The 18,851-nt window shown below is 59.7% G+C and carries 20 protein-coding genes; 13 read left to right on the forward strand and 7 right to left on the reverse strand.

Going from position 1 to position 18,851, the window contains the following annotated elements; all coding sequences use genetic code 11:
• Positions 1 to 67 precede the first annotated feature (67 nt).
• From CQ009_RS22125 to CQ009_RS22135, 3 genes are read left to right on the forward strand one after another with little or no spacing between them, the layout of a single operon-like run.
• Entirely contained in the window at positions 68 to 1,120 is a 1,053-nt protein-coding gene (locus CQ009_RS22125) for an aldo/keto reductase (RefSeq protein ID WP_105708724.1), read from the forward strand.
• On the forward strand, positions 1,117 to 1,914 hold the full coding sequence (locus CQ009_RS22130) for an SDR family NAD(P)-dependent oxidoreductase (RefSeq protein WP_105708725.1): 798 nt from the start codon (positions 1,117 to 1,119) through the stop codon (positions 1,912 to 1,914). Before CQ009_RS22125 ends, CQ009_RS22130 begins: the two co-directional genes overlap by 4 nt.
• Before the next feature lie 23 nt (positions 1,915 to 1,937).
• Entirely contained in the window at positions 1,938 to 2,348 is a 411-nt protein-coding gene (locus tag CQ009_RS22135) for an SRPBCC family protein (RefSeq protein ID WP_105708726.1), read from the forward strand.
• A gap of 139 nt (positions 2,349 to 2,487) precedes the next feature.
• Here CQ009_RS22135 and CQ009_RS22140 read toward each other — a convergent pair whose 3' ends face one another.
• Together CQ009_RS22140 and CQ009_RS22145 are read right to left on the reverse strand one after the other, a co-directional pair.
• A complete protein-coding gene (locus tag CQ009_RS22140) occupies positions 2,488 to 3,882 on the reverse strand; it encodes a HAMP domain-containing sensor histidine kinase (protein WP_064390606.1) in 1,395 nt (464 codons plus the stop codon).
• Positions 3,860 to 4,543 (reverse strand): response regulator transcription factor, encoded by a 684-nt coding sequence (locus tag CQ009_RS22145; RefSeq protein WP_064120914.1) that lies wholly within the window; start codon positions 4,541 to 4,543, stop codon positions 3,860 to 3,862. The genes CQ009_RS22140 and CQ009_RS22145 overlap by 23 nt, the downstream gene beginning before the upstream one ends.
• A gap of 307 nt (positions 4,544 to 4,850) precedes the next feature.
• Between CQ009_RS22145 and CQ009_RS22150 the strand changes: the two genes are divergently transcribed.
• The 5 genes from CQ009_RS22150 (at position 4,851) to hcnC (ending at position 9,762) form a co-directional block, all read left to right on the forward strand.
• The gene (locus CQ009_RS22150; RefSeq protein ID WP_064390605.1) at positions 4,851 to 5,780 is read left to right on the forward strand and encodes a hypothetical protein; all 930 of its coding nucleotides are present in this window, start codon (positions 4,851 to 4,853) and stop codon (positions 5,778 to 5,780) included.
• A 217-nt stretch (positions 5,781 to 5,997) separates the two neighbouring features.
• A complete protein-coding gene (locus CQ009_RS22160) occupies positions 5,998 to 6,546 on the forward strand; it encodes a hypothetical protein (protein ID WP_241092370.1) in 549 nt (182 codons plus the stop codon).
• Between the two features lie 243 nt (positions 6,547 to 6,789).
• A complete protein-coding gene (locus CQ009_RS22165) occupies positions 6,790 to 7,104 on the forward strand; it encodes a (2Fe-2S)-binding protein (RefSeq protein ID WP_064390603.1) in 315 nt (104 codons plus the stop codon).
• Positions 7,101 to 8,510: a cyanide-forming glycine dehydrogenase subunit HcnB gene (hcnB, locus tag CQ009_RS22170; protein WP_105708729.1), complete on the forward strand. Its 1,410-nt coding sequence runs from the start codon at positions 7,101 to 7,103 to the stop codon at positions 8,508 to 8,510. Before CQ009_RS22165 ends, hcnB begins: the two co-directional genes overlap by 4 nt.
• Positions 8,503 to 9,762 carry a cyanide-forming glycine dehydrogenase subunit HcnC gene (hcnC, locus tag CQ009_RS22175; RefSeq protein ID WP_105708730.1) on the forward strand — a complete coding sequence of 420 codons (1,260 nt, stop codon included), beginning with the start codon at positions 8,503 to 8,505 and terminating at the stop codon, positions 9,760 to 9,762. The genes hcnB and hcnC overlap by 8 nt, the downstream gene beginning before the upstream one ends.
• Before the next feature lie 116 nt (positions 9,763 to 9,878).
• On the opposite strand, the gene CQ009_RS22180 is transcribed toward hcnC, so the two are convergent.
• A complete protein-coding gene (locus tag CQ009_RS22180) occupies positions 9,879 to 11,687 on the reverse strand; it encodes a monovalent cation:proton antiporter-2 (CPA2) family protein (RefSeq protein ID WP_105708731.1) in 1,809 nt (602 codons plus the stop codon).
• Positions 11,688 to 11,949: 262 nt separating this feature from the next.
• Here CQ009_RS22180 and CQ009_RS22185 point away from each other — a divergent pair, with 262 nt between their 5' ends.
• Positions 11,950 to 12,864, forward strand: a complete 915-nt coding sequence (locus tag CQ009_RS22185; RefSeq protein ID WP_105708732.1) for a LysR family transcriptional regulator — start codon at positions 11,950 to 11,952, stop codon at positions 12,862 to 12,864.
• Here CQ009_RS22185 and CQ009_RS22190 read toward each other — a convergent pair.
• The gene (locus CQ009_RS22190; RefSeq protein ID WP_105708733.1) at positions 12,854 to 13,621 is read right to left on the reverse strand and encodes a substrate-binding domain-containing protein; all 768 of its coding nucleotides are present in this window, start codon (positions 13,619 to 13,621) and stop codon (positions 12,854 to 12,856) included. The two genes, CQ009_RS22185 and CQ009_RS22190, sit on opposite strands and share 11 nt — an antisense overlap.
• Before the next feature lie 12 nt (positions 13,622 to 13,633).
• Complete coding sequence (locus CQ009_RS22195; RefSeq protein ID WP_105708734.1) at positions 13,634 to 14,926, reverse strand: MFS transporter; 1,293 nt, start codon at positions 14,924 to 14,926, stop codon at positions 13,634 to 13,636.
• Between the two features lie 427 nt (positions 14,927 to 15,353).
• Here CQ009_RS22195 and CQ009_RS22205 point away from each other — a divergent pair, with 427 nt between their 5' ends.
• On the forward strand, positions 15,354 to 15,659 hold the full coding sequence (locus CQ009_RS22205; protein WP_105708736.1) for an RcnB family protein: 306 nt from the start codon (positions 15,354 to 15,356) through the stop codon (positions 15,657 to 15,659).
• Between the two features lie 341 nt (positions 15,660 to 16,000).
• Here CQ009_RS22205 and CQ009_RS30505 read toward each other — a convergent pair whose 3' ends face one another.
• Positions 16,001 to 16,441 carry a hypothetical protein gene (locus CQ009_RS30505; protein WP_371920181.1) on the reverse strand — a complete coding sequence of 147 codons (441 nt, stop codon included), beginning with the start codon at positions 16,439 to 16,441 and terminating at the stop codon, positions 16,001 to 16,003.
• Positions 16,442 to 16,604: 163 nt separating this feature from the next.
• Between CQ009_RS30505 and CQ009_RS22220 the strand changes: the two genes are divergently transcribed.
• Together CQ009_RS22220 and CQ009_RS22225 are read left to right on the forward strand one after the other, a co-directional pair.
• A complete protein-coding gene (locus CQ009_RS22220) occupies positions 16,605 to 16,943 on the forward strand; it encodes an FKBP-type peptidyl-prolyl cis-trans isomerase (protein ID WP_064390593.1) in 339 nt (112 codons plus the stop codon).
• 30 nt (positions 16,944 to 16,973) lie between these two features.
• Complete coding sequence (locus CQ009_RS22225) at positions 16,974 to 17,384, forward strand: hypothetical protein (RefSeq protein ID WP_105708738.1); 411 nt, start codon at positions 16,974 to 16,976, stop codon at positions 17,382 to 17,384.
• Positions 17,385 to 17,601: 217 nt separating this feature from the next.
• Here CQ009_RS22225 and CQ009_RS22230 read toward each other — a convergent pair whose 3' ends face one another.
• The gene (locus CQ009_RS22230; protein WP_105708739.1) at positions 17,602 to 17,979 is read right to left on the reverse strand and encodes a DUF6124 family protein; all 378 of its coding nucleotides are present in this window, start codon (positions 17,977 to 17,979) and stop codon (positions 17,602 to 17,604) included.
• Positions 17,980 to 18,568: 589 nt separating this feature from the next.
• On the opposite strand from CQ009_RS22230, the gene CQ009_RS22235 reads away from it, so the two are divergent.
• A complete protein-coding gene (locus tag CQ009_RS22235) occupies positions 18,569 to 18,844 on the forward strand; it encodes a metal/formaldehyde-sensitive transcriptional repressor (protein WP_064390590.1) in 276 nt (91 codons plus the stop codon).
• Positions 18,845 to 18,851: the final 7 nt, after the last annotated feature.

The raw sequence follows: 18,851 nt of genomic DNA on the forward strand, positions 1-18,851 counted from the left end.
TCTCGGTGCCGCAATCTAGGATCTGCTCAACGGTCACGCAGACCCAGAACCTATCGAGGAAAAACCCATGAGCTTGAAAGACAAATTGCCCGGCCAACTGGGCTTCGGCACCGCCCCGTTGGGCAACATGTTCCGCGCCATTCCGGAAGCGGAAGCGCAAGCCACCGTGCATGCGGCGTGGGAGGCTGGCGTGCGTTATTTCGACACTGCGCCGTTTTACGGATCCGGCCTGTCGGAGATCCGCCTCGGCGAAGCACTCAAGCAATACAAGCGCGACGACTACGTGCTCAGCAGCAAAGTCGGTCGGGTGATTCTCGATGAAATCGAAGACGCTAGCGCCCGCGATCTCGGCGAAAAAAGTGGCGTGTTCGAACACGGTCGCCCGAACAAGATCGTCAATGACTACAGCGCCGACGCGACTATGCGGTCCATCGAAGACAGCCTCAAGCGCTTGCAGACTGATCGCCTCGACATCGTCTGGGTGCACGACATCGCCCAGGACTTCTACGGCGATCAATGGCTGGAATACTTCAACCAGGCGCGTACCGGCGCGTTCAAAGTGCTGACCCGCTTGCGCGAAGAAGGCGTGATCAAGGGCTGGGGCCTGGGCGTGAACAAAGTCGAGCCGTGTGAACTGACCCTCGATCTCACTGAAGCGCAACCGGATGGTTTCCTGTTGGCCGGTCGCTACACGCTGCTCGACCACGAACGTCCGTTGCAACGCCTGATGGATGCGGCGCTGGCACAGAATGTTGAAATCGTCGTCGGTGGCCCTTACAGCTCGGGCATTCTGGCCGGTGGCTCGCACTTCGAATACCAGCACGCCAGCCCTGAAGTCATCGCCAAGGTTGAGCAGATCAAACGCATCGCCGCTGCTTACAACGTCGATATCAAAGCCGCTGCGCTACAGTTCTCGCTGGCCAATCCCGCGGTGGCTGCGGTGATTCCGGGGGCGAGCAAACCGGGGCGGATTGCTGAAGATGTCGCGGCGTTGTCGGCGGTCATTCCTGCCGGTTTCTGGCAGGCATTGCGTGAAGCGAAACTGGTTTCTGAACGGGCGCCGTTGCCGGATCACAAGATCGCAGCCTTCGGCAGCTCCTACATGGGAGGTGTGCAATGAAGATTGACTTGGGTGGCAAACTGGCGATTGTCAGTGGCAGTACGGCGGGCATTGGTCTGGGCATCAGCCAGTCGTTGGCCGAAGCCGGGGCTACGGTGGTCGTCATTGGCCGCGACACCGGCAAGGTCGAACAGGCGCTGGCGAGCATTCGCGAGAAAGTCCCTGGCGCGCAATTGCGTGGTTTGACGGCGGATCTGGGCACCGCCGAAGGCGCGCAAAAGCTCTTCGCCGCCGAACCGCGTGCCGACATTCTGGTGAACAACCTCGGTATCTTTAATGATGTGGATTTCTTCGAAGCGCCGGACAGCGAGTGGACGCGTTTCTATGAAGTCAACGTGATTTCCGGCGTGCGCCTGGCGCGGCATTACGTGCCGGCGATGGTCGAGCAGGGTTGGGGCCGGGTGATTTTCCTGTCCTCGGAATCCGGTGTGGCAACGCCTGCCGACATGATCAATTACGGCGTGACCAAAAGCGCCAATCTGGCGGTATCCCACGGTTTGGCCAAACGTCTGGCTGGCACCGGTGTAACCGTCAATGCGATCCTGCCGGGGCCAACCTTCACCGATGGCCTGCAAGACATGCTCAAGGATGCCGCTGCCGAGTCCGGGCGCAACCTGCGCGATGAAGCCGACGCCTTTGTACTCAAGGCCCGCCCGACCTCGATCATCCAGCGTGTCGCGGACGTTGAAGAAGTTGCGCACCTGGTCACCTACATCGCTTCGCCGCTGTCCTCAGCCACCACCGGCGCAGCCTTGCGCGTCGATGGCGGCGTGGTCGACAGCCTGACGATCTGAATTCCCGAGAGAGACGTTTATTTATGCCTACAGCATCCGCAACCATCGATATTCCGGCCTCGGCCGATCAGGTCTGGCAATTGATCGGCGGCTTCAACACGCTGCCCGATTGGCTGCCCTTTATTCCCAACAGTGAACTGAGCGACGGCGGCCGCGTGCGCACGCTGCAAACCGCTGACGGCGGCGTGGTGGTCGAGCGTCTGCAAGCGTTCGATAACGCGGCGAAGACCTATAGCTATTCGATTGAACAGGCGCCGTTCCCAGCGACGGATTATCTGGCGACGATCAAGGTTGAAGCCCAAGGGCAGGGCGCACGGGTGACGTGGTCGGGGCGTTTCAATGCCAAAGGCGTGAGCGATGAGGAAGTGGTGGCGCTGTTCAGCGGCATCTATCAGGGTGGCCTCGAGGCACTGCGCGCCAATTACCCCGCTTAATCAAACAGCACAAAAACCTGTGGGAGCTGGCTTGCCAGCGATAGCGGTGGTTCAGTCACCTTATACGGCGGCTGACCAGCCCCCATCGCTGGCAAGCCAGCTCCCACAGGGACCGCGTCGATTTGGAGTATCGGCAGAATCAGGAGTTCTCGATCAGGCTCTGCCGGCAATCGAGCAGCAGTTTCGCCCCGCCCAGATCGCTGCTGCCGACTTCCAGACTGAAGCCGTGCAAGCTGACAATCGCGGCGACAATCGACAATCCGAGACCAAAGCCACCTTGCGGCTGCCCACCCTCGGCGCGATAAAACCGCTGGAACACCGCCTCACGCTCAGCCTCGGGAATCCCTGGCCCGGAGTCGTGCACTTCAATCCGCGTCTGCCCACCCGCGTTTACACCACGCAACATCACCGTGCCGCCCGGCGGGGTGAACTTGATCGAGTTGCTCAACAAATTCGCCAACGCTTCAAACAACAGCGCCCGATCACCGTTCAGCGCTGGCAACGTCTCCGGCATGTTCAAGTCGAAACGCAGTTCGCCTTCCTCGGCCAGCGGCAGGTAAAACTCGTGCAGCTCTTCCAGCAATTGCACCGGATCGAGTTCGACAAAACCTGAGCGGCGCTGCCGGTCCTCCAGCTCGGAAATCCGCAGCAACCCGCGAAACCGCGCCATCAGCGTGTCAGCTTCGGCCAGCACCAGATCCAGTTGCGCCGCTTCCTGCGAGCCTTCGCCGGCCTGTTGCTGCATGCGGTAAAGCTGCGCGCGCAGGCGGGTCAGTGGCGTGCGCAAGTCATGGGCGATGTTGTCGCAGACGCCTTTGACTTCATTCATCAAGCGCTCGATGCGTTCGAGCATGGCGTTGACAATGGCGGCGAGCATGTCCAGTTCATCGCGGCGATTGGACAGCGGCAAGCGGTGCGTCAGATCGCCGGCAACAATCGCCTGCGCGCTGGCCTGAATCGCGCGAATCCGCCGCAACGGCCGGCGTCGCAGCAAATGCCAACCGGCAATCCCCGGCAGAATCGTCAGCGATACGCCCCAGAACAACGCGTGCAAAATGATCCGCGTCACCGCGAACAGCGAGCCGTTGTCGCGCAACAACACCAGCCAGCGACCGTCGCGGGTTTGTGTGGCGACGGCGTCGCAGCTGTCATTGGGCAGGGTCGGGTCGTCGGAGTTGGCGCAATCGGCGAGCATGTGGATCTTGCCGTCCAGCGGCAGCCCCTCGGGGATCTGCTGCAACGCGCCGCCGAGGTAAACGCCGTCGGCATCGAACAAGCCATAGGCGTCGATGCCGCGAATGTCGAAAGTCATGCTGGCGGCGAGGGCGTCTTCCAGCTGTGCGCCGCGAAAGTGCGAAAACAGGTGCTGACGTTGCATCAGCGAGTGTTTGGCGAGGTTGTCGAGGTAGCCGGAGACCTCGTAATACATGACCCCCATGAGGATCGCGCTCCACGCCACGAACAGCGAACTGTACAGCGCCAGCAAGCGGCTGCTGGAAGAGCGCCAACCGTCAGACGGGTTCGGCAATGACATAACCCGAGCCCCGTACCGTGCGGATCAGCGGAACATTGCCCGCCGCGTCGATTTTCTTGCGCAGGCGACCAATGTGCACGTCGATCAGGTTGGTGCCGGGGTCGAAGTGATAGCCCCAGACTTCTTCGAAAATCATCATCCGCGAGAGAATCTGGCCGCTGTTGCGCATCAGGAATTCGAGCAGTTTGTATTCGGTCGGCAGCAGCGTCAGCACTTGCTCGGCACGCCGCGCCTCATGGCTGATCAAGTCGAGTTCAAGGTCGGCCACCTGCAACGTTGTCGCTTGAGTGGCGCCGCTGTTCTGTCGACGCAGCAAAACTTCAACCCGTGCGGCCATTTCATCGGTGGCGAACGGTTTGGTCAGGTAATCATCGCCGCCGGCCCGCAAACCACGTACACGCTCGTCGACATCGGAAAGGGCGCTGATCATCAGAATCGGGGTGGCCACGCCCATGGTGCGCAGGGTGGTGACGATGGCCAGGCCATCGAGTTCGGGCAACATGCGATCAAGGGTGATCAGGTCGTAGTTGCCGCTGACAGCGCGGTCGAGGCCTTCGCGGCCATTGTCGACCCAGTCGACGTCAAGCCCGTGGCTGCTCAGTTCGGCGACGATTTCCCGGGCGGTCACGGCGTCGTCTTCGATGGTCAAGATACGAGTCATAGGCAGGCCTGTTGATCGGTTCAAACGGAATGGCTGCATTTTGCCAAGAAAATCCGTTGACGCTTTAAATTAACTTTCATGTTCACCTGTCACAAACGCAAATTTCGAGCGTGATGGGTATTCGAGGCCAATGCATAAAACCCGCTGTTATCCGGCAGTTGTTGCAATTTGCAAGGTTTTCGGAAGTTCATTCTTTATAACTAGCTGAAATTAAACGACTTATTTAATTCTCGCGACTGGCACGGTCACTGCAATTCCTCTGATGACGAGTTGTAACACCATTTTTCATGCCTGGAGCAGAACAACAATGAATAGATCCCCTGATGGGTTTTATCCCGCCGTTGAAGAGTCGAGCAGCGTTTCGGGCGTGTCCTGGGGCGCGATTTTCGCCGGTGCTGCGGCTGCCGCAGCCCTGTCGATGATTTTGGTCCTGCTCGGTTTCGGTTTGGGTTTCTCTGCCGTTTCACCGTGGGCCGGAGAGGGCGTCAGCGCCAAGGGCCTGGGCATTTCAACGATTGTCTGGTTGGCGGCGACGCAGATCATCGCTTCCGGTATGGGCGGCTACATCGCCGGTCGCCTGCGGGTGAAGTGGGCGAACATGCACGGTGACGAGGTGTATTTCCGCGACACCGCGCACGGCTTCCTCGCCTGGTGTGTGGCGACGCTGGTCACCGCAGTGCTGGTGGTCGGCTCGGTCAGCAGCGTCATCAGTGGTGGTGTGCAGGCCGGTGCCAGTGTGGCTGGCGGTGCAGCCGGTGCCATGACCCAAGCGGCCGGTACTGCTGCGGCGAACACCGACAGCAACCAGTACGGTTACTACATCGACAGCCTGTTTCGCGACGACCGTCCGGCCTCCGTCAGCGATGACGCTGCGCATGGCGCCGTGGCCCGGATCTTCGCCCAGAGCCTGGCCAACGGTCAGCTCAGCGCCGAAGACCGTACTTATCTGGCACAACTGGTCGCTCAGCGGACCAACCTGACTCAGGCCGACGCCGAACGTCGTGTCGATGAAATCTACGCGCGTACTCAGAAAGCCCTGGCCGACGCCAAGCTGAAAGCTCAGCAAGCCGCCGACACCGCTGCGAAAGTCGCTGCCTGGACCTCGCTGTGGATGTTCATCTCGTTGCTGGCTGGCGCGTTCTTCGCCAGTTTCGCGGCCACTTTCGGCGGTCGTCGTCGCGATGCGGTCGAGTACGTTGAAGTCGACACCTACACCACGACCACTCCAGTCCGTTAAACAAGGAGCATCACCATGCGCTCACTACTGCTGTTTTTCCTCGGCGTACCGATCCCGATCATCATCCTGATCGCCCTGTTCGTGCACTGATTGCTCCATTGAGGCCCATGCCTCGGCCGCTTCCACCTTAGGGTGGAAGCGGCTTTTTGCTTTCTGACGGGCAACAAGGCGAGAATCCGCATCGGCAACGGGTCGGCCGTTGCGCGCATGTTTAAGGATGAATACGTTGGACAGGCAAGCAATCAAACGACGAGTCGTCGAAATGCTCGAGGGCGGGCATTCCAGGAGCGAAACCTTCAAGGCGCTGTCGGGCGGCAAGGTCAAGGATCGAGTGCTGGCGGGCTGGATCGGCGGGCGTCGCGATCCCGTCCTCAGAAAACGCCACGCCGTTAAAGTCAACATCCTGGTCGCGCTGATGGGCATCTGGGGACTGCTCGGGGGGATAGCCGGGCTTGTGCAAATCAATGACGGCGGCATCGTTATGGCGGTGGCCATGGTGTTGATTGTCGGCGTAATTCCGCTGTTGTTTGCATGGGGTTTTTATCAGGGCATCGCGGTCGTTTACACAATCTACATCACCTTCACGATCAGTCAGATTCCGCGAGAATTGGCAGGCTTCAGTGAAGAACCCGTGTCGACTCTGCTCGGCGTGGCTTTCATTCTGGCCATGGTGTTCTACGCCGCCTGGGTCAAATCGCTGCTGTTCCCGGACCTCGCCATGATCGGCCCGAAGAAGATCAAAGGGCAGTTCGTCTTCACCAATTGATCGTTGGACAATCCAACCGCTTTCACTGGCCTGGATCAATATTTCGTCCGGCGATATCGCCTACCGTAAATGATCCAAGCCTTTGCCGCGGTATCGACTACATTGCCTGTACGCGCACCAGGTTGCGCTGACGGAGTACCGCAGTCAGACCCTCAAAATGCATTAGAACAACGGGTCGGCACGGTGTAGTGCAGCAAGGAGCTGGCGCAAAACTCCACTGAAATTTTCACGGAAGATCATTCAATGCACTGCCAAGAAAGAACCTTCGATATCCAGCCCTTGGCGCAGGCGGATATGACTGTCCACATCAACGGCCAAGCGGTCAGCGCTGCTATCGGCGAAACCGTCCTGAGCGTCATTCAATCCCTCGGCGTACGCCAGATTGCCCGCAACGATCATGACCAGATCAGCGGCGCCTATTGCGGTATGGGCGTGTGCCAATGCTGCCTGGTGAAAATCAACGGCCGGCACAAGCGCCGCGCCTGTCAGACCGTGGTACGCGACGGTATGCGCATCGAAACCCAGGTCAACCGCATCGTTGCGCAGGAGGTCGTATGAACCTGCAACCGGTGATTGTCGGCGGTGGCCCGGCGGGAATGGCAGCCGCCATCGAGCTGGCATGCCACGGTGTGCGCAGCACCTTGCTTGAAGAGGCTTCGCGCCTCGGCGGGGTGGTCTATCGCGGGCCGCTGCGTGACGGTGTGCAACTGGATTACCTCGGTCCGCGTTACTCCGAAGCGCTGGGCAAACTGCACGGTGAATTTCAGGAACAGTCGGGGCTGATCGACGTGCGCCTCAACCATCGGGTGGTCGGCGCCGAAGGTACTCGCGCCCTGGTAGTGCTGGACGGTGACGAGCAACTGCGCGAGATCGAATATCCGCAATTGCTGCTAGCCGCCGGTTGCCACGAACGCAGTGTGCCGTTCCCCGGCTGGACGCTGCCGGGCGTCATCATGCTTGGCGGTCTGCAACTGCAAATCAAAAGCGGCGTGGTCAAGCCGCAAGGGCCGGTGATCATCGCCGGCACCGGGCCGTTGTTGCCGTTGGTGGCGACGCAGTTGCATGCCTCGGGCGTCAGCGTCGCGGGCGTGTATGAGGCGTGTGCGTTCGGCAAGATCGCCCGTGAGAGCCTGGCGTTGCTGAACAAACCGCAGTTGTTCCTCGACGGCTTGAGCATGCTTGCCTACCTGAAATTGCACGGCATCCCGATGAATTACGGCTGGGGCGTGGTTGAAGCCCATGGCGAGGACGAACTGAAAAGCGTCAGCGTCGCGCCGTACTCGGCCACGTGGGAACCGGACATGAGCCGCGTCGAGCGTTTCGAGGCCAAGACCCTCGCGGTCGGTTACGGCTTTATTCCGCGCACCCAACTGAGTCAGCAGATGGGCCTGGATCACGGCTTCAGTGACGACGGTTATCTGCGCGCCAACGCCAACCTCTGGCAGCAAAGCAACGAGCCGCACGTGCATTTGGCCGGTGACATGGGTGGGATTCGCGGCGGTGAAGCGGCGATGCTTGCCGGCAAGATCGCGGCGACTTCGATCCTGCTGCAACGCGGTGTCCTCGAAGAAGAACTGGCCCGCGTGCGCCGCGACCGTTATCTGGGCAAACTCAGAGCCATCGTGCGTTTTCGCGCCGCCGTTGATCGCTATACCGAGCGCGGTGTCGGACAGACCGCTTTGCCCGCCGCCGACACGGTGATCTGCCGTTGCGAACACGCCACCCGTGCCGACATCGATCTGGCGCTGGAGCAGGGCGTGCAAGACATCGCCAGCCTGAAAATGCGCACCCGCGTAAGCATGGGCGATTGCCAGGGGCGCATGTGCGTCGGCTATTGCAGCGACCGGTTACGCCAGGCCACCGGGCGCAAGGATGTCGGTTGGCTGCGCCCGCGTTTCCCGATTGATCCGATTCCTTTTTCCGCGTTCCAGTCCGTCGGCACGGAGGCCGCTGCCCATGAGTAAGTTCTATGACGTGATCATCGCCGGTGGCGGCGTGATCGGGGCGTCCTGCGCCTATCAATTGTCCAAGCGCAAAAACCTCAAGGTCGCGCTGATCGATGCCAAGCGCCCCGGCAACGCGACGCGTGCTTCGGCCGGTGGTTTGTGGGCGATCGGTGAATCGGTCGGCCTCGGCTGCGGGGTGATTTTCTTCCGCATGATGTCGGCCAACCGCAAGCGCGAAACCCAGGGCGCGGCGGTGGCGGTGGACGCGAGCACGCCACACATTCTGCCGGAGTCATTCTTTGATTTTGCCCTGCAGTCCAACGCCCTGTACCCGGGGTTGCACCGCGAGCTTAAAGAACAGCACGGGATGGATTTCAAGTTCGAAAAGACCGGGCTGAAATTCGTCATTTATGACGATGAAGACCGGCTCTACGCCGAGCACATCGTCGGCTGCATTCCGCACCTGGCCGATCAGGTGCGCTGGCTCGATCAGGCGGCGTTGCGCGAGTCTGAACCGAGCGTCAGCCATGAAGCACGCGGGGCGCTGGAGTTTCTCTGTGATCACCAGGTCAGCCCGTTTCGCCTCGCCGACGCCTACATGGAAGGCGCGCGGCAGAACGGCGTCGACATTTTCGTCAACACCAACGTCACCGGCGTGTTGCACCATGGCAGCCGCGTCACTGGAGTGCAGACGGCCGAGGAGGGCGTGTTCCACTGCAAGACCCTCATCAACGCGGCGGGCGCGTGGGCGGCGGATCTGAGCGAGTGGGCCAGCGGCATTCGCATTCCGGTCAAACCGGTCAAGGGCCAGATTCTGTTGACCGAGCGTATGCCGAAAATCCTCAACGGCTGCCTGACCACCAGCGACTGTTACGTGGCGCAAAAGGACAACGGCGAAATCCTGATCGGCAGCACCACCGAAGACAAAGGCTTCGACGTCACCACCACTTACCCGGAAATCACCGGGTTGGTGCAGGGCGCGGTGCGCTGTTTGCCGGAACTCAAGGATGTGAATCTGAAACGCACGTGGGCGGGGTTGCGTCCGGGTTCGCCGGATGAATTGCCGATACTCGGGCCGATGCGTGGGGTGGAGGGTTACCTGAATGCCTGCGGCCACTTCCGTACCGGGATTCTGACTTCGGCGATTACTGGCGTGCTGCTGGATAAGCTGGTCAACGATGAGCCGCTGCCGCTGGATATCACGCCGTTTTTGGCGGATCGCTTTGAGGTCACGCCAGTCAAGCAAGCGCCCGAACTCGAACTGGCCTGAAACAATCCCTGTAGGAGTGAGCCTGCTCGCGATAGCAATCTGTCAGTAACGAATAAGTTGACTGAAACACCGTCATCGCGAGCAGGCTCACTCCTACATTTGGATTCTGGCAAGGTTCAGGATTTGCGTGATTCTTCTTCCAGTTGATCGGATTCGAACAACCGCGCCAGTTCCGCCCGGGCTTCCTGGGCGGTTTGCAGGACTTTCGCCGCATCGTCGTAAATCGCGTGTTGCGCCTCCAGCACCTGTTCGTCGTGGTGTTTGAAACGCTTGATCCGCGCATCGGCCTGGGCCTGGGTCAAACCGAGGCCAACCAATGTGCGCCGGCTCATTTCCAGACTTGAGTAATACGTTTCCCGAATCGCTTCAGCGCCCACATCGACCAACCGATGCACATGCTGACGGTTACGTGCCCGAGCGATGATCTTCATGTGCGGATAGAGCTTGCGCACCACCTCGGCCGTTTTGATATTGGTCTCCGGATCATCTGTGGCAATCACGAAATATTCCGCCTCGCCGACCTTGGCCGCGTTGAGGATTTCCGGGCGCATCGGGTCGCCGTAGAACACCGGCACACCGCCGAAACTGCGCGACAGTTCGATGGTTTCCACCGAGGTGTCCAGCGCGACGAACTTGATGTTCTGCGCCCGCAGGATACGCGCGACGATCTGGCCCATCCGGCCCATGCCGGCAATCACCACGCGTGGGGCTTCGGTGTCGATCTCACGATATTTTTCCGGCACTTCCACCGGCTGCACTTTCGGGCTGACCAGTCGCGCGCAGATCAGCAGCAACAACGGCGTCAGCGCCATCGACAGGGTGATGGTCAGCACCAGCAAGTCATACAGGCGTGGTTCGAACAGACCCTGATCACGACCGATCTTGAACACTACAAAAGCGAACTCACCACCGGCCGCCAAGACGATACCGAGGCGGATCGCACTGACCTTGTTCAAGCCACCGGCCAGACGCCCGACGACAAACAGCAGCGGTAACTTCAAACCGATCAACAGCAGCGTCAGCCCCAACACAGTGATCGGCGCACTCAACAGCAAGCTAAGGTTGGCGCCCATGCCGACGCTGATGAAAAACAGCCCGAGCAGCAAACCTTTGAACGGCTCGATCTGCGCTTCCAGTTCATGGCGATATTCCGAATCCGCCAACAGCAAACCGGCAAGAAACGCCCCCAACGCCATCGACACGCCGACCAGATCCATCAGCCACGCCGTGCCGATCACCACCAGCAACGCGGTGGCCGTGGAGACTTCCGGCAGACCGGTTTTCGCCACCACGCGGAACACCGGACGCAACAGATAACGTCCACCAACCACCACCACGGCGATGCCGCCGAGCACTTGCAAGGCGTGATTCAGATCTTCGGCGGTGCTGGTGGTGTGATTGCCACCCGCGAGCATCGGCACCAAAGCAATCAACGGGATCGCGGCGATGTCCTGGAACAGCAGAATCGCAAATGCCAGACGTCCATGGGGGCTGGTCAGCTCTTTTCGTTCGGCGAGGCTTTGCAGACCGAACGCCGTGGACGACAAGGCGAGTCCGAGGCCGAGCACAATCGCGCTGTTCAACGGTTGGCCGAACACCGACAACGCCAGCACGCCGATCACCGAAGCGGTCAGCAGCACCTGCGCCAGGCCGACGCCGAATACCGATTTGCGCATCACCCACAAGCGTCGCGGCGACAGTTCCAGACCGATGATGAACAGCAGCAACACCACGCCGAGTTCGGAAATGTGCGCAACGCTCTGTGGATTGCCGATCAGGCCCAGCACCGACGGGCCGATGATCACCCCGGCAAACAGGTAACCGAGCACCGCGCCCAGTTGCAGACGTTTGGCCAAAGGCACGGTGAGCACGGCCGCGAACAGAAACACGACGGCGGCTTGCAACAGATTGCCTTCATGGGGCATGGGGGAACTCCTGACAACGGTACGGCGGGGGGTGACAAGGATAAGGGCTACAGCGACTTTTCATCCACCGAAGATCCCCTGTAGGAGCTGTCGAGTGCAACGAGGCTGCGATCTTTTGATCTTGCTTTTGCCTTCGAAGAAGCAAGATCAGAAGATCGCAGCCTGCGCCAGCTCCTACAGGGGATTTTCGTTGTTACTGTGATAATTTGCATCAATTGGTTACATTTATAGCCTAAGCAAATCAATCTCTGCGAGTCCCGCCATGGCCATCAACTTCGACCTCAACGACTTGCAAGCCTTCCGCGCCGTGGTCGAGCAGGGCAGTTTTCGCAAGGCTGCCGACACCGTGCGCCTGTCGCAACCGGCGCTGAGCCGGCGCATCGAAAAACTCGAAGACGCCCTCGGCGTGAAGCTGTTCGAGCGCACCACACGCAAGGTCAGCCTGACCCAGGCCGGACGCGGTTTCATGCCGAGTGTCGAGCGCTTGCTGGATGATCTCGATATCGCCCTGCTGGGGATCAGCGAGGTGGCATCGACGCGGCTGGGCCACGTCACCGTCGCCTGCGTGCCTTCGGCGGCGTACTACTTCATGCCGCGGGTGGTCGCCCGCTATCACCAGCAATTCCCGCGGATCAAGGTCAAAGTCCTCGATTCCAGCGCCCACGATGTCTTGAGCGCGGTGGTCAATGGTGAGGCGGATTTCGGTCTGAGTTTCTTGGGTACGCAGGATGCCAAAGTCGATTTCGAAGCGCTTGTGCAGGAGTGCTATGTCGTCGCCTGTCGCCGCGATCACCCGTTGGCCGGGCGCAACAGCGTGACGTGGGACGAGTTCTATCAGCAGGATTACATCTCGCTGGACAAAACCTCAGGCAACCGCTTTTTGCTCGATCAGGCCTTGAGCACCGTGGTGCCGCAGCGGCAGAGCATCTGCGAAACCAAACATGTGACGACGATGATTGGTCTGGTCGAGGCGGGATTGGGAGTGGCGGCAGTGCCGTTAATGGCGATGCCGGGGCCGGATCATCCGATCCTGACACGTATTCCGCTGACCGATCCGCAAGTGATGCGCAGTGTCGGCATCATCAAGCGCCGGGGCCGTACGTTGACCCCGGCGGCACTGGAACTGGAGCGGCTGGTGGTGGAAATGAAAGTCCAGCCGCCAACGATCAACGCTTGACCGAATCCAGCCCGGTGGCCTGCACGTCAGGTTGCGCAGCCGGTGCGGCGAGGTAGGCGAGCAGGGCTTTCGCCTCTTCCGGATGTTGCGCGCCGACCGGAATGCCGGCAGCAAAACGCGTCACTGACTGCACCGATTCCGGAATCTTCGCGACGAAGCTCACGCCCGGCACCGGTAGCAGTTCGCTGACCTGCTGGAAGCCCAGTTGATAGTCACCGGTGGCAACCACCGAGCCCACCGGGACTTTCGCAATCATCTTGGCCTTCGGTTTCAGTTGATCTTCGATGCCCAGTTTCTTGAACAACTGCTGCTCGATGTACACGCCGCTGGCGCTGTCGGAGTAGGCCACCGACTGCGCGTCGAGTAAGGTTTTCTTTAGATTGTCGACGCTGCTGATGTCCGGTTTCGGCGCACCTTCGCGCACCACCAGGCCGATCCGCGAATCCGCCAGTTCTACACGAGAAGCCGGGTCGACCTTGCCTTGCTTGATCAAATCATCGAGGGCGTAGCCGACCATGATTACCACGTCGGCGTGTTCACCGCGTGCGAGGCGATTGGGGATCGCTTCCGGTGCCTTGCCCATCGACGGACCGAGTTGGGTGTCGAGGGTGTTGCCGGTGGCGGCAGCGAATTTCGGCCCGAGGATTTTGTAGGCGGCGGTGAAGCCACCCGACGTCATCACGTTCAGCTGTTCAGCGTGTGCCAGGGTGCTGAAAGCGCAGAGGGCGATGGCGGCGAAGTTAAAGAGTTTTTTCATGGTCATGGTTCCTTATGCTGCGACCGGTTGCAGACGGCCGCCTGCGCGGCGATAGAGGTACAGCGTGGCGCACAACGCGCACAGCGCACCGATGCTCATCCAGTAACCCGGCGCGGCTTTGTCGCCGGTGTACTGAATCAGGAAGGTCGACATTGCCGGGGTGAAACCGCCGAAAATCGCCGTCGCCAGGCTGTACGCGAGGGAGAAACCGGCCACGCGCACTTCCACCGGCATGATCTCGGTCAGCGCCGGAATCATCGCGCCGTTGTACAGGCCGTAGATGAACGACAGCCACAGCAGCGACAGCAACATGTGGCTGAAGCTCGGGGCCTGCACCAGGTACGACAGCGCCGGATAGGTGGTGGCCAGTGCCAGCAGCGACATCGCGATCAGCACCGGACGACGACCGATGCGATCAGACAACATGCCGCCAATCGGCAACCAGAAGAAGTTCGACACACCCACCAGCAAGGTCACCAGCAGCGCATCGGACGTGCTCAGGTGCAGCACGGTTTTACCGAAGGTCGGCGCATACACGGTGATCAGGTAAAACGCGGTGGTGGTCAGGGCGACCATCAGCATGCCGCCAAGCACCACGGCCCAGTTCTGACCGAGGGTGCGGAACACTTCGCCCATGCTCGGACGGTGTTTGCGCGCGGCGAATTCTTCGGTTTCCGCCAGATTGCGACGCAGAAAGAAGATGAACGGCACGATCATGCAGCCGACGAAAAACGGAATCCGCCAGCCCCAATCGGCAATCACGTCCGGCGCCATCCACGCGTTCAACGCGTAGCCCAGCGCAGCGGCAACGATGATCGCCACTTGCTGACTGGCTGACTGCCAAGCGGTGAAGAAGCCTTTACGGCCCGGGGTGGCGATCTCGGACAGATACACCGAAACCCCGCCCAATTCGGCACCAGCGGAGAAGCCTTGCAGCAGGCGCCCGATCAGCACCAACGCCGGCGCAAACAGGCCGATGCTTTCGTATCCGGGCACCAGCACAATCAATATCGTACCGCTGGCCATGATCGACAGCGTAACGATCAAGCCCTTGCGGCGGCCGACATCATCGATGTACGCGCCGAGCACGATGGCTCCCAGTGGACGCATCAAAAAGCCTGCGCCGAACACCGCAAAGGTCATCATCAGGGAAGCGAACTCACTGCTCGCCGGAAAGAACACCGCCGCGATCTGCGTGGCGTAAAAACCAAACAGAAAGAAGTCGAACTGTTCGAGGAAATTACCCGAGGTGACCCGGAAAATGGCACCGGCCCGCGAGCCGCCGTGTGGGATTGAGGCTGTCATAACAAAGGACTCCACCGCTTTTATGACGTGCGCCACGGAGAGGCAGCGCACGGTTCTTATTGAGGCGGATGGTGGCCCAGCTGTAACAGGATGTTAATTGCATTATTGGCATGCATTGATGTGCAAAGCGGATCAATGTGCTCGACGCATGCTTTTTGTAGGAGCCGAGCTTGCTCGCGAAAGCGGCGGATCAGGCAATGACGAGGTTGAATGTATCGGCCCTATCGCTGGCAAGCCAGCTCCCACAGGTTTTCGGGGTGCCCGCAACTTTCGCTAACACCCTGGCCCCTCGTGGGAGCTGGCTTGCCAGCGATGGCGGCCTGACTGACGACTACAATCCCCGAGCCCTCCCAGGCAAAAAAACAAGGAATGATTCCCGAACCATACAGTCCGAGTTCAGGTATCACACATCAATGGAGGTTCACCGATGAACAGCAAAACCCTAATCGCCAGCCTGGCCCTCGTCGCCGGCATTGCCGGGATCAGCCCACTTGTTCAAGCGGCGCAAACCTCAAGCGAGCCCACCGTTCAATCCCCGGTCAGCGACCGCGAACTCAAGGTCAACGACCGCGCTCCGGACATTTATCAACGCAGCGAAAAAGCCATCGACTGGAAAACCAAAGGCCTGAAAAAACCGGTTGATCAGGCGCAGTGGGTGCAGATCAATGACCAGTACGTCATGGTGATGATCACCAACGGGACCATTGTCGAGATGCAACCGGTTCCGCGTTGAGTCTCCAGCGCTAATTGGCCATGGACGGATGATTGCAATCGAGCGCCGTTCGGGTAAAACCCTTGGGGCGTTTCGAGTGACTGCAAGTCAGGAGCAATCGGTTGGACAAGAAACCGCTTTATCGCAAAGTAAACACGCGCACTTGGGGGGGGCGACGTAATGAATCGGTCGCGCATTATCGCGATCAGCGCAATACCAAGACCGAAAGTCGCCGCGAAGCATCGCGAGGTTCAATGCATCCAGGCAAACGATACGGGCTGGATTACACGCCGCTGTTCCGGTTCTTGTTATCCCGGGTGGGTGGCCATTGGGATCGGATTTTCAGTGAAGCGGTGTCTCGCCTAGATCGTCCCGATCCGCTGTTCTGGATGGTTGCCATTCGGGAAGACGAGCGCAAAGACATCGTCCGATTGGGCGAGTCGAGCTACTTCAGTGGCCTGTACGTCGATGAAAAGAACCATCTGCAAATCGTCAATCCCGACTTGAAGGCCGAGAACATGACGCCGGGTTGCCAGTGCTGCACTCACACCTTCAACGGCGTTCCATTTGGCCAGCCTGCGAATTGAACGGGCCATTCCAACCGCTGTGCGGGCAAAATACTGGCTGCGCTTGATCCGCTCGGCGTCGGCGGCCTGATGAATATTGCGACCTTCGGCGGCGCGGCTCAACAAGTCGCGGTATTCGGCGAGTTGCCGACGCAAACCGCGTTCGCGCCAAACCAGCAGGGCAATCATGGCCAGCATGATCGTGCCGACGGCAAGGCCGATCCAGAGCTGAATCATTTCGGCGCTGCCTGCATGGCGAATCGATCCGTGGAGTAGTGGCGGTTGGCTATGTTAATGCTTCATCACTCGACTCGGATACAGCGTTGATCTGCGCGTGCGGGTTGCCAATGACCGGCAATTCTGGGAAAACGGCGGCCTGCTGAACAATAGAGTGATTGTTATGAATGATGAACTGCAGGTAATCGATCTTCAGGTGGGCGAGGGCAAAGCGGCGGTCAAAGGCGCGCTGATCACCACCCAATACACCGGCTGGCTGGAAGACGGCAGCGAGTTCGATTCTTCCTACAGCCGAGGCAAACCTTTTCAGTGCGTGATTGGCACTGGCCGGGTCATCAAAGGTTGGGATCAAGGGCTGATGGGCATGCAGGTGGGCGGCAAACGCAAACTGCTGGTGCCGGCGCATCTGGGCTATGGCGAGCGAACGATGGGCAAGATTCCGCCGAATTCGAATCTGCTGTTCGAGATTGAGTTGCTGGAGGTTTTGACGCGGGAGGATTGATCACGAGGATAACGATCGGGAGCCGGGTAAATGGATGTTGATCAGATTATTTACAAGGCAGTCGCGTGGCTGAGTCAGGGGCATGAAGGGCGGCGAGGTCCGATTCACAACATCGAAATCGTGTTGATGGGGCTCGGCTGTATTTTCGCAATGTTCGTATCGAAAAGTGCCCTGGCAAAACGCAAAGCTTTCACGGCCAGCACTGCACAGACCTTGAAAGTGGCAACCCTGAAGGCGACGTCCTTTACCGAGAAAAGTGGACGGCAGGTCAAAATTTCAGGCTTATTGCTTGGGGAAAGTGACGCCTACATCGTCAAAGTGACGCATGAGAATGAGGAGGGTGAAATCGAATCATCCAGTGATTTACTCCCTACGCTGGAGGACGTTGAGGCTTATCTCAGGGCTCATACTCCATTCATCCTGGCGGATTTTCGGCGGTGAATGCGCAAGCGCCTTCGCGAGCAGGCTCACTCCCACATTGGCATGGCGGTGTACTCAAATGCTGTGAGCCACCGCGAAGCTGTGGGAGCGAGCCTGCTCGCGAAGAACGATTACGCGGTCGATCAGGCTGCGTGCGCCATTTCGGCCAGTTCATCGAGTTGGGCGAGGGCGGTGACGGCGCAGGCGACAACCTGTGCATCTGTTTTGTTGGTCATGGTCATTGCCTCTGGTCGGGTTCGAGTTTGTCGAGGGCGCGGTTGACCGCGAGCTCGCCGAGCATGACCACTTGCTGGATGCCTAGCAGGGTGTTGCGGTAGGGCGTTTCGAGCAGGCCGGCGAAGTCGCTGAGCATGATGCTGGCCGAGGCCATGGATTCGCAGGCGTGGGCCAGCAGGGATTCGGTGTCCATGTCCGGGGCGACGAGGAACATGGTGCTGGGCGTTCGCTGGGGTGGGGCGGGAGGTTTGAGGTAGTGGTCGAGGGCACGTTCGGCGGCCTCGTTGAGTTTTGTCGGGTCGAGCGTGGAGTAGGGGGATACTGGATCTGATTCGGTTGTGGCATCCGCTTCTGGCGGATTTGGCGTTACTTTTAACATTTCGGAGGTTTCCAAAGTGATGCTGACACCACCTCGCGACTAAACCAGAAGGTGGCAGCTATGCACAGGTTAGTCGACCGGAAACCCACCCAAACCGGCGCACCCGAAGGCGCCCTGCGCACAGCTACCATTGAGTGAGGTACCGAAATACCTACTGTCTGGAATATTATGCAGTTTGAATAGATTACCGAGCGACTAAACCCGATCACTGAACATTCAGTGACGCGAACCAAGCTACCGGCAGCCCTCAAACCGCACAAGCCGGCGGATTCTGGCGTAGTTGTAGGCAAAGGCGCAAGGCGCTGTAGCCCGCACGATGATGCCGAAATGATGCTGCGTTTTTCCGGCCGCCAGCGCCGAACCCATAACTTTTCGACACCACAAAAACCTGTGGGAGCGGGCTTGCCCGCGAAGTGGCCGGCACATCCAGCAACTCTGCAGTCAGGTACGCCGCCTTCGCGGGCAAGCCCGCTCCCACAGGGGGGGAGTTGTTCACAAAACCGCTTCCAACCCTGAACACCTGACCGGTCTTGCCATTGTCGAAGCCATCGATGATCATCCTCGCCATATAGGGGTAGGGGGTATAGGTATGTCGCACATTCACCAACACAAAGACGAACTGCTCAACCGCGTACGGCGGATAGCCGGGCAGGTGCAGGCGGTCGAGAAAGCGCTGGAGGGTGATGCCGATTGCGCCAAGACGCTGCATCTGGTCGCGGCAATTCGCGGTGCGGTCAATGGGCTGATGGAGCAATTCATCGAGGCCCACGCCCGCGAACACGTTGCCCTTGCGGGCCTGCGCGACGACGAACGCGCACAGGGCGTTGAAGAATTGCTGCAAGCCATCCGCCGTTACTCCAAATAGAGCGCAG

This window comes from Pseudomonas sp. MYb2 (genome assembly GCF_002979955.1).
Classification (GTDB): domain Bacteria; phylum Pseudomonadota; class Gammaproteobacteria; order Pseudomonadales; family Pseudomonadaceae; genus Aquipseudomonas.